Annotated in this window: 15 protein-coding genes; 3 read left to right on the forward strand and 12 right to left on the reverse strand. The window is 70.6% G+C overall.

The annotated features are described in order from the left end of the window. Nucleotides 1–66 precede the first annotated feature (66 nt). The 7 genes from F0L46_RS03100 to F0L46_RS03130 all read right to left on the reverse strand — a co-directional run bounded on the left by F0L46_RS03100 (nucleotide 67) and on the right by F0L46_RS03130 (nucleotide 7406). The gene (locus tag F0L46_RS03100) at nucleotides 67–1287 is read right to left on the reverse strand and encodes a branched-chain amino acid ABC transporter substrate-binding protein (RefSeq protein WP_149815558.1); all 1221 of its coding nucleotides are present in this window, start codon (nucleotides 1285–1287) and stop codon (nucleotides 67–69) included. Nucleotides 1288–1417: 130 nt separating this feature from the next. Continuing rightward, the gene (locus tag F0L46_RS03105; protein WP_149815559.1) at nucleotides 1418–2620 is read right to left on the reverse strand and encodes an acetyl-CoA C-acyltransferase; all 1203 of its coding nucleotides are present in this window, start codon (nucleotides 2618–2620) and stop codon (nucleotides 1418–1420) included. Then, nucleotides 2620–3561: an SDR family NAD(P)-dependent oxidoreductase gene (locus F0L46_RS03110; protein WP_149815560.1), complete on the reverse strand. Its 942-nt coding sequence runs from the start codon at nucleotides 3559–3561 to the stop codon at nucleotides 2620–2622. Before F0L46_RS03110 ends, F0L46_RS03105 begins: the two co-directional genes overlap by 1 nt. Continuing rightward, on the reverse strand, nucleotides 3558–4049 hold the full coding sequence (locus F0L46_RS03115; RefSeq protein ID WP_149815561.1) for a MaoC family dehydratase: 492 nt from the start codon (nucleotides 4047–4049) through the stop codon (nucleotides 3558–3560). Before F0L46_RS03115 ends, F0L46_RS03110 begins: the two co-directional genes overlap by 4 nt. Further along, complete coding sequence (locus tag F0L46_RS03120) at nucleotides 4046–4870, reverse strand: SDR family oxidoreductase (protein ID WP_149815562.1); 825 nt, start codon at nucleotides 4868–4870, stop codon at nucleotides 4046–4048. The genes F0L46_RS03115 and F0L46_RS03120 overlap by 4 nt, the downstream gene beginning before the upstream one ends. Before the next feature lie 10 nt (nucleotides 4871–4880). Further along, nucleotides 4881–6017 (reverse strand): acyl-CoA dehydrogenase family protein, encoded by a 1137-nt coding sequence (locus F0L46_RS03125; protein ID WP_240539838.1) that lies wholly within the window; start codon nucleotides 6015–6017, stop codon nucleotides 4881–4883. Between the two features lie 204 nt (nucleotides 6018–6221). Further along, nucleotides 6222–7406 carry an acyl-CoA dehydrogenase family protein gene (locus F0L46_RS03130; RefSeq protein WP_149815563.1) on the reverse strand — a complete coding sequence of 395 codons (1185 nt, stop codon included), beginning with the start codon at nucleotides 7404–7406 and terminating at the stop codon, nucleotides 6222–6224. Between the two features lie 245 nt (nucleotides 7407–7651). Here F0L46_RS03130 and kce point away from each other — a divergent pair, with 245 nt between their 5' ends. Then, the gene (gene kce, locus F0L46_RS03135) at nucleotides 7652–8578 is read left to right on the forward strand and encodes a 3,5-dioxohexanoate:acetyl-CoA acetone transferase (RefSeq protein WP_149815564.1); all 927 of its coding nucleotides are present in this window, start codon (nucleotides 7652–7654) and stop codon (nucleotides 8576–8578) included. Between the two features lie 175 nt (nucleotides 8579–8753). Here kce and F0L46_RS03140 read toward each other — a convergent pair whose 3' ends face one another. The 4 genes from F0L46_RS03140 to F0L46_RS03150 all read right to left on the reverse strand — a co-directional run bounded on the left by F0L46_RS03140 (nucleotide 8754) and on the right by F0L46_RS03150 (nucleotide 11148). Beyond that, the gene (locus F0L46_RS03140; protein WP_149815565.1) at nucleotides 8754–9710 is read right to left on the reverse strand and encodes a 3-hydroxyacyl-CoA dehydrogenase family protein; all 957 of its coding nucleotides are present in this window, start codon (nucleotides 9708–9710) and stop codon (nucleotides 8754–8756) included. Between the two features lie 144 nt (nucleotides 9711–9854). Beyond that, nucleotides 9855–9992, reverse strand: coding sequence for a hypothetical protein (locus F0L46_RS26000; RefSeq protein WP_188311829.1), 138 nt, complete (start codon nucleotides 9990–9992; stop codon nucleotides 9855–9857). Nucleotides 9993–10144: 152 nt separating this feature from the next. Further along, complete coding sequence (locus F0L46_RS03145; protein ID WP_149815566.1) at nucleotides 10145–10357, reverse strand: hypothetical protein; 213 nt, start codon at nucleotides 10355–10357, stop codon at nucleotides 10145–10147. Between the two features lie 218 nt (nucleotides 10358–10575). Continuing rightward, on the reverse strand, nucleotides 10576–11148 hold the full coding sequence (locus tag F0L46_RS03150) for a hypothetical protein (RefSeq protein WP_149815567.1): 573 nt from the start codon (nucleotides 11146–11148) through the stop codon (nucleotides 10576–10578). 274 nt (nucleotides 11149–11422) lie between these two features. Between F0L46_RS03150 and F0L46_RS03155 the strand changes: the two genes are divergently transcribed. Then, complete coding sequence (locus F0L46_RS03155) at nucleotides 11423–11674, forward strand: hypothetical protein (RefSeq protein ID WP_149815568.1); 252 nt, start codon at nucleotides 11423–11425, stop codon at nucleotides 11672–11674. Nucleotides 11675–11681: 7 nt separating this feature from the next. Here F0L46_RS03155 and F0L46_RS03160 read toward each other — a convergent pair whose 3' ends face one another. Next, on the reverse strand, nucleotides 11682–12083 hold the full coding sequence (locus F0L46_RS03160; protein WP_149815569.1) for an NUDIX domain-containing protein: 402 nt from the start codon (nucleotides 12081–12083) through the stop codon (nucleotides 11682–11684). 30 nt (nucleotides 12084–12113) lie between these two features. Between F0L46_RS03160 and F0L46_RS03165 the strand changes: the two genes are divergently transcribed. Then, nucleotides 12114–12920 carry a 2-keto-4-pentenoate hydratase gene (locus F0L46_RS03165; protein ID WP_149815570.1) on the forward strand — a complete coding sequence of 269 codons (807 nt, stop codon included), beginning with the start codon at nucleotides 12114–12116 and terminating at the stop codon, nucleotides 12918–12920. Nucleotides 12921–12924 lie beyond the last annotated feature (4 nt).

Consider the following 12924-nt stretch of genomic DNA (forward strand, 5'->3'; position numbering starts at 1 on the left):
CGCCTCCAGGGCCGTTCGTCGGGCGGTGCGGCGTCGCGGGTCGCGACGCCGCCCCGGTCGGCCGTCTCAGCTCGGGCGTTCCATCTTGCAGGTGGTGGGCGTGCGGGTCGCGTCGGCCTCAATGCGGTAATCCGTCTTGAAACCGAGAGTGGTGCCCTCGACGGTGCGCGCCACCTTGTCGGAGAGGGTGGAGATGAAGAGCGGCTGGAGGAGCTGGTGGTTGTCGGTCCGCATGGTGACCGTGCCGAGCTCCGTCTTGTGCTCGAGGCCAGACAGGGCCGCGGCCACCGCCGTCGCGTCGGTGGAGCCCGCCTTGTCGGCGGCGGCCTTCAGCATCTCCATCAGCGTCTTGGCGCGCCAATAATAGAGGTCGTAGCTCGTCTTCTTCTCGAAGTCGTCCATCAGCGCCGCGGGGGCGCCCTCGACGTTCTCGTGGAACTCGGTGATCTGCTTCACGCGGTCCACCGCGGAAGAGCCCATGGCGGTGGGGGCGCCGAGCCCGCCGCCGTAATAGGTGAGGATCGGCACGTTGAAGTTCGCGTCCGCCGCGGCCTTCACGAGAAGGCTCATGTCGGGGCCCCAATTGCCCGTGATCACGAGGTCGGTGCCCGCCGCCCGCATCTTCGCGACATAAGGAGAGAAGTCCTTCACCTTGCCCAAGGGGTGCAGCTCGTCGCCGACGATCTTCACGTCGGGGCGCTTCTTGGCGATCATCGAGCGGGCCGCGGCGGCGACCGCCTTCCCGAAGGAATAATCCTGGCCGATGATGTAGACGTTCTTGATCGCCTTCTGCTCGGCGAGCCAGTTGGTGAGCGCCTCCATCTTCATGTCGGCGTCCGCGTCGAAGCGGAAATGCCAGTAGCTGCAGCCGTCATTGGTGAAGACCGGGTCGACGGCGGCGTAGTTGAGGAAGAGCACCCGCTGGTCCGGGTTGCGGCGGTTGTGCTTGTTCACCGCGTCGACGAGGGCGGCCGCCACCGAGGAGCCGTTGCCCTGGAGAATGAAGCGGGCGCCCTGGTCGACCGCCTTCTGGAACTGGATGAGGCTCTCCTTGGCGTCGACCTTGTTGTCGAGGCCGATGATCTCGACCTTCTTGCCGCCCGCGATCCCGCCCGCCTCGTTGATTTTGTTCGCCATGTACTCGAAGTGCTTCAGGCCCTGGTCGCCGACATTGGCGAAGGGGCCGGAGAGCGGGTCGATATAGGCGATCTTGACCGTCTGGGCGTGCGCCGCAAACGCGGTCATGACGCCGACGGATGCGGCAGCCGCGATGATCTTCGTCCACATGCTAGCCTCCCTTGGGGGATCGGATTGACGTTTCCTCTGGTCGTCGCGCCGTTGTCGGCGTCGTATCGTGCGAGCGTAGCGTGTTCCGGGGCAGCCGGGGAGGACCGCTCGCGCCCCTCCCGGCCTTTTCTCACAGCACCTCGAAGAGCCCCGCGGCTCCCATCCCGCCGCCCACGCACATGGTGCAGACGACGTACCTGGCGCCGCGCCGCTTGCCCTCGATGAGGGCGTGGCCCACGAGCCGGGCGCCCGACATGCCGTAGGGGTGGCCGATGGAGATGGCGCCGCCGTTCACGTTGTAGCGCTCGGGATCGATGCCGAGCCGGTCGCGGCAATAGAGCGCCTGGACCGCGAAGGCCTCGTTGAGCTCCCACAGGCCGATGTCGTCGACTGTCAGCCCGTGCCGCTCCAGGAGCTTCGGCACGGCGAAGACGGGGCCGATGCCCATCTCGTCGGGGTCGCAGCCCGCCACCGCGATGCCGCGATAGGCGCCGAGCGGCTGGAGCCCGCGGCGCTCAGCCTCCCGGACCTCCATGAGGAGCGAGGCGGAGGCGCCGTCGGAGAGCTGGCTCGCGTTGCCGGCCGTGACGTGGCGCCCCTCCTTCACCCGCAAGCCGTCCCGAAACACGGGCTTGAGGGCGGCGAGGCTCTCGTAGGTGGTCGAGGGCCGGTTGCCCTCGTCGCGCTCCAGCGTCACCGCCTGCTCGACGATCTCCCCTGTGTCCTTGTTCTGGACCCGCATCGTGGTGGGCAGCGGCACGATCTCGGCGTCGAAGCGCCCCGCCTGCTGGGCGATGGCCGTGCGCTGCTGGCTCTGGAAGGCGTACTCGTCCTGCGCCTCGCGGGTGATGCCATAGCGCTCGGCTACCGTCTCGGCGGTCTCCAGCATCGACATGTAGAGGTCGGGGCGGTGCTCCTGGAGCCAGGGGTCGCGGGCGCGCCAGCCGTTCTGGTGCTCGTTCTGCACGAGGGAAATCGATTCGAGCCCCCCGCCTACCACGATGCCCATGCCGTCATGGACGATCTGCTTCGCGGCGGTGGCGATCGCCATCATGCCCGACGCGCATTGCCGGTCGATCGACATGCCCGCCACGGTGGGCGGCAGGCCCGCCCGCAGCGCCGCCTGGCGGGCGACGTTGAAGCCCGTGGTGCCCTGCTGGAGCGCCGCGCCGAGCACCACGTCCTCCACCTCGCCGGGCTCGACGCCCGCCCGGCGCACGGCCTCGGCCACCACGTGGCCGCCGAGCGTCTGCCCCTGCGTGTCGTTGAAGGCGCCCCGATAGGCCTTGCCGATCGGCGTGCGCGCCGTCGAGACGATCACCGCTTCCCGCATCACGCGCTCTCCTTGTTGCTGAGGCCTAGGGCGATCCCCTCCGCCCGGGCCGCCATGGCGACGAACTTGTCTGTCTGGGCGAAGGCGTTGGGCAGCGCCTCGGCGCCCTCCATTCCCGCGATCTCGGCAAAGCGCGCCGCGATGGTCTCAGGGGTCCGCTCGGCCTCCGGCACGTAGACGCCCGGCGTCTCCATGATCCGCGTCACCGCGAAGGCGCCCGCGCCCGCGCACAGGATCGTGCGGGAGGGTGCCTCCTCGCTTACGAGGTAGAGCACGCCCGGCGTGATCGCCTCCGGCGCCATGAGGGCGAGCCGGTCGGGCGGGATGAGGTCCTGCGTCATGCGGGTCGCGGCCGTGGGGGCAAGCGTGTTGACCCGGATGCCGTATTTCTCGCCCTCCTGGTGCAGCACGTTCATGAGCCCGACCACGCCCGCCTTTGCGGCCCCGTAATTCGCCTGGCCGAAATTGCCGTAGAGCCCTGAGGAGGACGATGTCATCACGATGCGGCCGTAGCCTTGCGCACGCATGGTCTCCCACACGGCCTTGCAGCCGTTCACCGCGCCTATGAGGTGCACCTCGATCACGGCCCGGAAGTCGTCGAGGCTCATCTTGGCGAAGGTCTTGTCGCGCAGGATACCGGCATTGTTGATCAGGATGTCGACCCGCCCCCACTTGGCCTTGGCACGTTCCACCATGGCCTGCACCTGATCGAACTCCGCGACGTTCGCCCCGTCGGCGATCGCTTCGCCGCCCGCTGCGCGGATCTCCTCCACCACGGCGCGCGCGGCCTCCGATGAGCCTCCCGTCCCGTCGCGGGCGCCACCCAGATCGTTCACCACCACCCTCGCGCCCCGGGCCGCGAGGCCTAAGGCATGGGAGCGCCCCAGGCCGTTGCCGGCCCCCGTCACGATGGCGACCCGGTCGTCGAAGCGGATACTCATGGGGTGTCGGTCCCTCCCAGGATGCTCAAGGTGAGCCAGTCGGCGGCCAGCGCGGGCTTCTCGGCTCCCTCGATCTCGACGCTGACCCGGTGGCGCAGCATGATCTCGGCCGCGGAGCGGCGGGTCACCTCGATCAACGTGAAGCGCGCCCGCACCCGCGAGCCGGCCCGTACGGGCGAGAGGAAGCGGATGCGGTCGAAGCCGTAATTGATCCCCATGGTCCGCCCCTCCACCTCCGGCAGCGCCTCGTAGGCCATGGCCGAGAGGAGCGAGAGGGTGAGGAAGCCGTGGGCGATGGTGCCGCCGAAGGGCGTCTCGGCGGCGGCCCGCTCGGGGTCGAGGTGGATGAACTGGTGATCGTTCGTCACCTCCGCGAAGGCGTCGATCATCCCCTGGTTCACGCCGTGCCAGCCCGACAGCCCGGCCTCCTCGCCGATGCGGCCCTCGAGCGCCTCCACGGAAAGGACGGGTTTGGGGGGCAGCGTCATGCCTCCTCCCCGCCGAACAGGTCGTGGCCGGTCTCGACGCCGATGCCGCCGTCGATGGGCAGGATCGCGCCCGTCGTGTAGGCGCCGCCCCGGCCGCACAGGAACAGGAGCGCTCCCGCGATGTCGTCGGGCCGGCCGATGCGCCCCAGCGGCACGCCGGCGGAGACCCGGGCGCGGCGCTCCTCGTCCTCCGTGGCGAAGGCCATCATCCGGCTCTGGAAGGGGCCGGGCGCGAAAGCGTTCACGGTGATCCGGTCGCCCGCGAGCTCCTTGGCCAGGATGCGGGTGAGATGATGCACAGCGGCCTTGGAGGCGGCGTAGGAATAGGCCCCGTCGCCGAGCGGCTGCGCGCCCATCACGGAGCCTAGGTTGATCACCCGGGCCGGATCGTCGTCGGACGCGGCGGCGCGCAGCAGCGGGAGCAGGCGCTGCGTCAGCGTGAAGAGGCCCGCGACGTTGACCGAGAACACGCCCTCCCAGGCCTTGTGCGGGAAGGTGTCGAGAGGCTGGCCCCAGGTCTTGCCGGCATTGTTGACGAGGATGTGGAGCCGGTCGCCCCGCGCCCGCACGGCATCGACCAGCGCCGCGACGCCGGCGTCCGTGCCGACGTCGCCCGCGAACCCGTCCGCGCGGCCCGGTGCCCCGAGCCCGTTGAGCTCGGCCGCCACCGCCTCGCAGGCGTCGCCTTTGCGCGAGGCGATGAGCACGTGGCCGCCCGCCCGCACCAAAGCCTCGGCGATCATGCGTCCGATGCCGGTGGCGCCGCCCGTGACGAGGGCCGTCTTGCCTGCCACGGAAAAGAGGCCTTCGAGATAGGTCATGGCCGCCCCGCTAGAAGCAGCGCAGGCGCGCGATGCGCCCGGCATGGAAGGAGGCGTCGCCGAGCCACTCGCCGGCGACCCGGGCGCGTTTCATGAACAGGCCGATATCGACCGCGTCCGTCATGCCGATCCCGCCATGCATCTGCACCGCCTCGGCGACCGCGAGCCGCGCCACCTCCCCCGCCTTCGCCTTGGCGAGGCTGACGAGGAAGCCGGCGCCCGTCGGGTCCCGGTCGAGGGCTTGGCCCCCCGCGAGCACGGCGGATTTCGCGACCTCGATCTCGCAATAGAGATGCGCCGCCCGGTGCTGCAGCGCCTGGAAGGAGCCGATCGGCCGGCCGAACTGCGTGCGCTCGCGCAGGTAACCGAGCGTGCGGGCGAAGCTCTCCTGCGCGATGCCCGACATCTCGGCCGCAAGCCCCGCGCGCCCGGCGCCGAGCACCGTCTCCAGCAGCTCGAAGGCGCCGCCGACAGGGCCGAGCGCGTCCGCCTCGTCGACCTGCACGCCGTCGAGGGTCAGGCGGGCGGCGTTGCGGCTGTCGACCATGAGCGTCCGCTCGATGTCGAGGCCCTGCGCCCGCGCGTCCACGACGAAAAGCGAGAGGCCCTCCGCCTCGCCCGGCTCCCCGCCGGTGCGGGCCGCGACGATGATCGCGTCGGCGCCGACGGCGTCGGCCACGAAGGTCTTGTGCCCGTCGAGGCGAAAGCCGTTGCACGAGGCCTGCGCCCGGAGCGCTGTGCCGGCGGGATCGTGCTTGCGGGCCTCGTCCACGGCGACCGCGATCACCGCCTCGCCCGCCGCGATGGCCGGCAGCCAGCGCGCCTGCTGGCCCGGGCCGCCGCCGCGCCGGATCGCGGTCGCGGCCATGATGGCGGTGGAGATGTAGGGCGAGGCGGCAAGCGTGCGGCCCATCTCCTGACAGACGAGGCCCGCCCCCATATGGCCGAAATCGAGGCCCCCGTGCTCCTCGGGGATAAGGATCCCCGTCCAGCCGAGCTCCGCCATCGCCCGCCACAGGTCACGGCTGTAACCCAGCTCGTCCCGGGCATCGCGCAAGGCGCGCAGCTGGGAGACGGGCGCGGATTCGGACAGGAACCCCCGCGCCGCCTCCTGGAGCATCCCCTGCTCCTCGGTGAGGGTCAGCATGCGCCCCTCTCCGTCAACGCGAGCCCCCCTCCCCCTTGCGGGGAGGGGTTGGGGGTGGGGGTCGCAAAGTCGGAGCTGGGGATCGGGAGTTGGAGCACGCACGTCCGTACAGGCTTCATCCTGAAACGACGCAGGTTGGCGTCCCGACCCCCACCCCTAACCCCTCCCCGCAAGGGGGAGGGGAACGCGCGTGTCGCTCTCATCTCACGCCCCCGGCAGCTCGAGGATGGCCTTGGCGATGATGCCGAGCATCACCTCCGAGGTGCCGCCCTCGATGGAATTGCCCTTCGCGCGCAGCCAGTCGCGGGCGAGACGCCCGCCGCCGGAGCGCTCGCCCTCCCATTCGAGCCCGTCCGAGCCTGCAGCCCGGAGCATCAGCTCGGTGCGGCGCTTGTTGAGCTCGGTGCCGTAATATTTGAGCATCGCGGAGCGGGCGCCGATCCCCTGCCCGCCCGCCGCCTCGTCGCGGAGGCGATCCATCGTCAGCGCGAAAGCGAGGGTGTCGATCTCGGCCCGCATCACGTCGGCGCGCAGCAGCGGATCGGAGATCCCCTCCCCGTCCGAACCCGCGAGCTCCGCCACGACCTCGCCGATGGGCCGGGTGCCGAGCAGGCCGCCGGCCCCGCCGCCGATCATCTCGCGCTCATGGGTTAGCAGGTACTTGGCGATGTCCCAGCCCCGGTTCAGCTCGCCGACGAGGTTCTCCTTGGGCACCCGAACGTCGTCGAAGAACGTCTCGCAGAACGGCGACTTGCCGGAAATGAGGCGAATGGGCCGGGTCGAGACCCCGGGCGTCGCCATGTCGAACAGCACGAAGGAGATGCCCCGGTGCTTCGGCGCCGCCGGATCGGTGCGCACGAGGCAGAAGATCCAGTCCGCCTGGTCGGCATAGCTCGTCCAGACCTTCTGGCCGTTCACCACCCAGTGGTCGCCCCGGTCCTCGGCCCGGGTCTGGAGCGAGGCGAGGTCCGAGCCGGCATTGGGTTCCGAATAGCCCTGGCACCAGCGGATCTCGCCGCGCGCGATGCGAGGCAGGTGCTCGCGCTTCTGCGCCTCGTTGCCGAATTTCAGGAGGGCGGGCCCGAGCATCCAGATGCCGAAGCTCTCCAGCGGCGAGCGGGCCCCGATGCGGGCCATCTCCTCGCGCAGCACCCGCTCCTCGTCCCGCGAGAGCCCGGCGCCGCCATACGCCTTGGGCCAGGTCGGCACCGTGAAGCCGCGCTCGGCCATGCGCTCGAGCCAGACCCGCTCCGCCTCCGAGCGGAACGCCCAGCGCCGGCCGCCCCAGACGATGTCCTCCTCGCCGCGCGTGAGCTCGCGCATGGGGGCTGGGCAGTGGGCGTCGAGCCAGAGGCGGACCTCGTGGCGAAAGGCGTCGAGCTCGCTCACGCGGCTCCCTCCCGTTCCGTCCCCTGTCGGCCTCTCACGGGCCTTGAGTCGGCGCTTTCCGCACCGGCATGAGGGCGAGTATGCAAAACCGTTGCGCCCTGTCCAGCGGCGGGCGACAACGGGGAACGCGGCTCTCCCGGCATCGCCCATGCAGCCCGCAGGCGCCCCTCGACCGGGCTCAAAGCCGCGGTGCATCGGCGTCACGAGGTGGGGAGCCAGGCACGACACGCGAGCGGGGGCGGAACATGAAACGCAAGGTCATCATCACCTGCGCCGTCACGGGGTCGATCCACACGCCCTCCATGTCGCCGCACCTGCCCGTCACGGCGGAGGAGATCGCGGAGGCCGCCATCGGGGCGGCGGAAGCGGGCGCCGCGATCGTCCATCTCCACGCCCGCGATCCGCGCGACGGGCGGCCCGACCAGAGCATGGAGCTGTTCGCGCCGTTCCTTCAGGTCATCAAGCAGCGCTCGAACTGCGTGATCAACATCACCACGGGCGGCGCCGCGACGATGAGCGTCGAGGAACGCGCCCGCCCCGCCACGATGTTCAAGCCGGAGGTGGCGTCCCTCAACATGGGCTCGATGAATTTTGGGCTCTATCCCATGCTGGAGCGCTTCCAGGACCTGCGGCACGACTGGGAGCGGCCCTACCTGGAGGGCTCGCGCGACCGCATCTTCAAGAACACCTTCGCCGACATCGAGCACATCCTCACCGCGTGCGCCGAGAACGGCACCCGCTTCGAGATCGAGTGCTACGACATCGGCCACCTCTACACGCTTGCCCACTTCGTCGACCGCGGCCTCGTGAAGCCGCCGCTCTTCGTCCAGAGCGTGTTCGGGATTTTGGGCGGCATCGGCGCCCACCCGGAGGACGTCGCCCACATGAAGCGCACGGCCGACCGGCTCTTCGGCGACGCCTATCGCTGGTCGGTGCTGGGCGCGGGCCGAAACCAGATGACGATCGCCGCGCTCTCCGCCGCCATGGGCGGCAACGTGCGGGTGGGACTGGAGGACTCGCTCTGGGCCGGCAAGGGGCGGCTCGCCACCTCAAACGCCGAGCAGGTCCGCATCGTGCGCGGGATCATCGAGGGCTTAGGGCTCGAGATCGCCACGCCCGACGAGGCGCGGGCGATCCTGGAGCTGAAAGGCGGCGACCGGGTCGGGTTCTAGCCGCCCGACTCCCCTCCCCCTTGTGGGGAGGGGCCGGGGGTGGGGGTCGGGACGCGAGAGATCCCGGGGAAAGATAGGGCTGTACGGGCGTGCGTGCTCCCGTCTCCGTCTCCAGCTCCGACTTTTCGACCCCCACCCCCAACCCCTCCCCGCAAGGGGGAGGGGAGACCGTCCCTCACCGCCCCTGCAGCGGCCCGATCTCGGCCATCGCCCGCTTCAGGGCAAGCAGCCTCAGATCCCGGTCGCGGAAGAGCTCGGCCGGGTCGCGGTCGCCCCAGTCGAAGAAGCCCTGCCGCGCCATCACCCCCGTGCGCCCCGAGTCGCACAGGCTGTCGAGGGTCTCGCAACGGGTCGCGGGCGGCGGCGGGGCGTAGCTTGCGTTGGCGAGGGCGTGGCGCAGGAGCGGCAGCCCGGTGAAGTCGGCCTTGGCCAGATGGCCGAGGATGGGGATGCGCAGCGACAGGCCATGGATGATCGCGTCGTCGATCTCGCGGGGCGTCGCGATCCCCTCGTCGAGCAGCCGGTACACCTCGGCGCTGATCGCCGACTGGATGCGGTTCGCGACATAGCCCGGGATGAAGCGCTTGAGGACGATGGGCACCTGGCCGAGGCCCAGGACGAGGTCGCGCACCCGCTCGACCACGGCGGGATCCGTCTCGGGGCCCGGCACCACGTCGACGAGGTCGACGATGTAGGGCGGCGTGTACCAGTGCGCCACGAGGGCGCGGCGCTGGCGGCCTGCCGGGATCAGCGGGAAGACGTCGAGATAGCTCGTGTTGCTGGCGAGGATCGTCTCCGCCGGGCAGATCCGGTCGAGCTCGGCGAAGAGCGCGGCCTTCAGGTCCGGCCGCTCGGTGATCGCCTCGATGACGAGATCGGCGCCCCGTACCGTCTCGGCGAGGTCCGGCGAGACCCGCACCGCCGCCGCGAGGCGCTCCGGCGTCCAGGCGGGATCCACCGCGCCCGCCTCGCGTAAGGTCGACAGCGCCGAGGCCATGAGACCCGGCAGGCGCTCCAGGGTCTCGCCGCTGTTGTCCGTGATGCGGACCCCGTGCCCCTTCAGCGCGAAGACGAGCGCGATGCCGTGCCCCATGAGCCCCGCGCCCGCGATCGCCACCTCGATCCTGTCCATGGTCCGTCCTCCGCCACGTTGTCGGGCGGGAGGCTAGCGCCGGCGGACCGCGCTGGCCATGGGCGGCCCGCTCACGCGGACCGCGAAAACGCGAACGGCCCGCGTGAGCGGGCCGCCTTAGGTCGCGTCGGGATGGGGCGAGGGTCAGTCGCCGCTCGCGATCCCGCCCTGGCTCTTGAGCGCGTTCTCGCAGCGGTCGACATGCTTCTCGGCGCGCTGCTCCACGTCGGACTTGGTCTGGCAGGGCTGATCGACGTCCTGCTTGCAGAATTGGCATACCATGGCGTGAGCCTCCTGTTGCTTTCGCTTGAGAGGCCAACGTGAGGCGCGGGGCGGGGTTCCAGGGCCAATCGGTCGCGGCGTCGCCCGCAAACGGAGCCGTTTTCGGCCGCGCAAGGGGGCTCGCCGGTCGATATTTGTGACGAAGCGAGGCGCTAGCGGACGCCCGACACCGGCGCCGTCCGCAGGGCCGCGTAGGCTCCCGGCACCGCCTCGATCGCCTGGGCGAGCGTCAGCCCCGTGCCGAGAAGCCAGCGCACGTCCGGGCTCGTCACGTACCACAGGCCCGAGCGCCCCTGGCGCGCCTCGAGACGGATGCTGCGTCCGTCGAGCGTCGCGAACGCGACCGCCTTGTCCAACTTGGCCATCGACCTCCCCCGTCGAGGGCCGGTCTGTTACAGCATCGCGGCGCGTCGCGCGAGGGGGGTGGACACAGGCCGGACATGCATTCCTGAAATGCGGCCGCGCCCGGGCGCGCGACCGCGTCCTTCGCGATCACGGGCCCGGGCGGGCGGCTCCAAGGCGGAGCCGGCATGGTCTTGGCGCGGCGGGGGTCCGGGAGACGTGGACCGGCCCGCCCCGGCCTTCAGTGACGATCGGCGCCGGTCGGGGCCTTGGGATCGTCGCGCATCTTCTGGGCGCGGATGATCGTGCGGGCATATTGCTCCCACACGGAACGCAGGCCCGACAGGTTCGTCGAGAGCGCCTCGGAGACGGTCTCGAGATCCTCGAGCGCGCGCTGGCTGCGCACGAACTGCGCCGCGAGGTCGCCCGAGATGTCGCCGTCCTTCGTGGTGTCGAGCACGGACTTCAGGGAGCGGCCGCTCTCCTGGGCCTCGGTCGCGATGCGGTTCAGAGCCTCGTAGAGACGATCGCGCTCGGCCTCGGCGGTCTCGACGTGCAGGCGCTGCTGGTTGAGCAGGCGCACGGTCGAGCGCCACTCGCGGCTGCGCTGGTCGAGCTCGTCGTTCACGCCCCGGAAACCGCCGGAGATGCGGCGGGGCAGACGCGGCGAAGCGTCGCCGGCGGGCTCGACGGCGAGGGCCTGGGCGGCGACGGCCGTTCCGGGGTCGCGGGCCGCATTGGTCTTGGCGACCTCGTTCCGGATAACCGCACCCAAATCGGTGCTCAGATCCTCAATCACCTTGGTCATCATCATCCCTTTCTCCCGGCGCCGGAGTCTGACTCATCGCCTCCGGGCCGTCAGATTGCACATATTCTTCCCTGACGCGAATCGATTGCTAATCTTTGGTTAAATCGTGGCAGCCGCGACGGCCGAATCCAGCCCGGGTTTCTTGTCAACAGCGACCTTGGAAGCCTGGCTGCTGCGCCTTCCGTTAGGGGCGTGACGCGGCTGCAACAACCCGCAAATCCGCTGTGATCCGTATCTTCGCGCACGCCAGTTCGAGGGTATCCCATGTTATGCCGCGAGCATGGAAAATGCCTCTGATTCGCAGACCTTCACTCACCGGCTGACGGCCCTCGAAGCCCTTGCCGGGACGCTCGATTCGCGAGCCGATTCGCTGTCGCTCTTCGCGGGCGATTGCGATCATTGGGGGCTTGCTTCGGACGCCGTCGAGGCCCGTCTGCGAGCCCGCGGTCACCGGGTCGACGCCATGATGAGCCGGGCGCGCGCGGCGGCCCTCCGGGCCCTGCTCGGCGACTTCGGCGGCATCGAGGTCTGAGCGCGAATCAGCCGAAGTATTCCCGCACCCGGCGCGTGTGGAGAGGAAACGCCGTCTCGACGGGCGCCTCGATCACGAGCACTTGCGAGACCTCCGCATCGTGGCTGAACCGGCCCGGATGCGGAACCGCCGGGCTGCGGCAGAACAGAAGGTTTTGGCGCCGGTCCGGGGTCGTGTCGATTCCGACCACCTCCAGGCGCCCCGGATCGACGATGACCCCCGTCTCCTCCCGCACCTCCGCGGCGCCCGCCTCCTGCCAGGTCTGGCCGAGCATCTGGTAGCCGCCGGGGAGCGCCAGCCGGCCCTGGCCCTGCCCAGGCAGCGCGCGCCGGATCATCAGGAGGCCACGCCCGATCGGTACCAGCACCACGACGACGGTCGGCGTGTTGTGATAGATGGGTTCGCTCAACGTCACCCTCCTCTCCATCAGGCCCGCCCGATGCCGCATCCGGACGCCATCGCCCGCACGATCCTGGAGACGCACGACGCCCGCCGCGGGATCCCGCCTCTGACCGAATCGCTCCCTGCCTTCGACCTTGCGGCGGCGTACCGGGTGACGGCGCAGGTGAGGCACCTGCGCGAGGCGCGGGGCGAGCGCGTGGTCGGGCGCAAGATCGGGTTCACGAACCGCACGATCTGGGACCAGTACGGCGTCCACGCGCCGATCTGGGGCTACGTCTACGACACGACCCTCCACCGCCTCGACGCGCCGCTCCCGCTCGATGCATATGTCGAGCCGCGGATCGAGCCCGAGATCGTCTTTCGCCTCGCCCGCGCGCCGGAGCCGGGCATGAGCGATCCGGCGCTGCTCGCCTGCATCGCCACCGTGTCGCACGGCTTCGAGATCGTGCAGTCGCTCTTCCCCGGCTGGCGCTTCGCGGCCCCCGACACCGTGGCGGCCTTCGGGCTCCACGGCGCCCTGCTGATGGGTCCGGAGGTGGAGATCGCCTCCCGGCCCGGCGAGGCCTGGCTCGGGGGGCTCGCGGGCTTCACCATCGAGCTGCGCCGCAACGGCGCGCCGGCCGACCGTGGCACCTCGGCCAACGTGCTCGACGGCGGCCCGCTCGCGGCGCTGCGCCACCTCGTGGACCTGCTCGCGGCCGATCCGGGCTCCCCGCCCCTTAGGCCCGGCGAGGTGGTCTCCACCGGCACGCTGACCCGTGCTCTTCCCGTGACGCCGGGCGAGACCTGGAGCACCGCCATCGACGGGGTGCCGCTGCCGGGGGTGACGCTGACCCTCGCCTGACCGG

This window comes from Salinarimonas soli, assembly GCF_008386575.1.
GTDB classification, from domain to species: Bacteria; Pseudomonadota; Alphaproteobacteria; order Rhizobiales; family Beijerinckiaceae; genus Salinarimonas_A; species Salinarimonas_A soli.

Excerpts from the sequence above, each read along its gene's own strand:
- F0L46_RS03100 (WP_149815558.1), bottom strand. The coding sequence starts at position 1,287 with ATGTGGACGAAGATCATCGCGGCTGCCGCATCCGTCGGCGTCATGACC.
- F0L46_RS03105 (WP_149815559.1), bottom strand. The coding sequence starts at position 2,620 with ATGCGGGAAGCGGTGATCGTCTCGACGGCGCGCACGCCGATCGGCAAG.
- F0L46_RS03110 (WP_149815560.1), bottom strand. The coding sequence starts at position 3,561 with ATGAGTATCCGCTTCGACGACCGGGTCGCCATCGTGACGGGGGCCGGC.
- F0L46_RS03115 (WP_149815561.1), bottom strand. The coding sequence starts at position 4,049 with ATGACGCTGCCCCCCAAACCCGTCCTTTCCGTGGAGGCGCTCGAGGGC.
- F0L46_RS03120 (WP_149815562.1), bottom strand. The coding sequence starts at position 4,870 with ATGACCTATCTCGAAGGCCTCTTTTCCGTGGCAGGCAAGACGGCCCTC.
- F0L46_RS03125 (WP_240539838.1), bottom strand. The coding sequence starts at position 6,017 with ATGCTGACCCTCACCGAGGAGCAGGGGATGCTCCAGGAGGCGGCGCGG.
- kce (WP_149815564.1), top strand. The coding sequence starts at position 7,652 with ATGAAACGCAAGGTCATCATCACCTGCGCCGTCACGGGGTCGATCCAC.
- F0L46_RS03140 (WP_149815565.1), bottom strand. The coding sequence starts at position 9,710 with ATGGACAGGATCGAGGTGGCGATCGCGGGCGCGGGGCTCATGGGGCAC.
- F0L46_RS26000 (WP_188311829.1), bottom strand. The coding sequence starts at position 9,992 with ATGGTATGCCAATTCTGCAAGCAGGACGTCGATCAGCCCTGCCAGACC.
- F0L46_RS03145 (WP_149815566.1), bottom strand. The coding sequence starts at position 10,357 with ATGGCCAAGTTGGACAAGGCGGTCGCGTTCGCGACGCTCGACGGACGC.
- F0L46_RS03150 (WP_149815567.1), bottom strand. The coding sequence starts at position 11,148 with ATGATGATGACCAAGGTGATTGAGGATCTGAGCACCGATTTGGGTGCG.
- F0L46_RS03155 (WP_149815568.1), top strand. The coding sequence starts at position 11,423 with ATGGAAAATGCCTCTGATTCGCAGACCTTCACTCACCGGCTGACGGCC.
- F0L46_RS03165 (WP_149815570.1), top strand. The coding sequence starts at position 12,114 with ATGCCGCATCCGGACGCCATCGCCCGCACGATCCTGGAGACGCACGAC.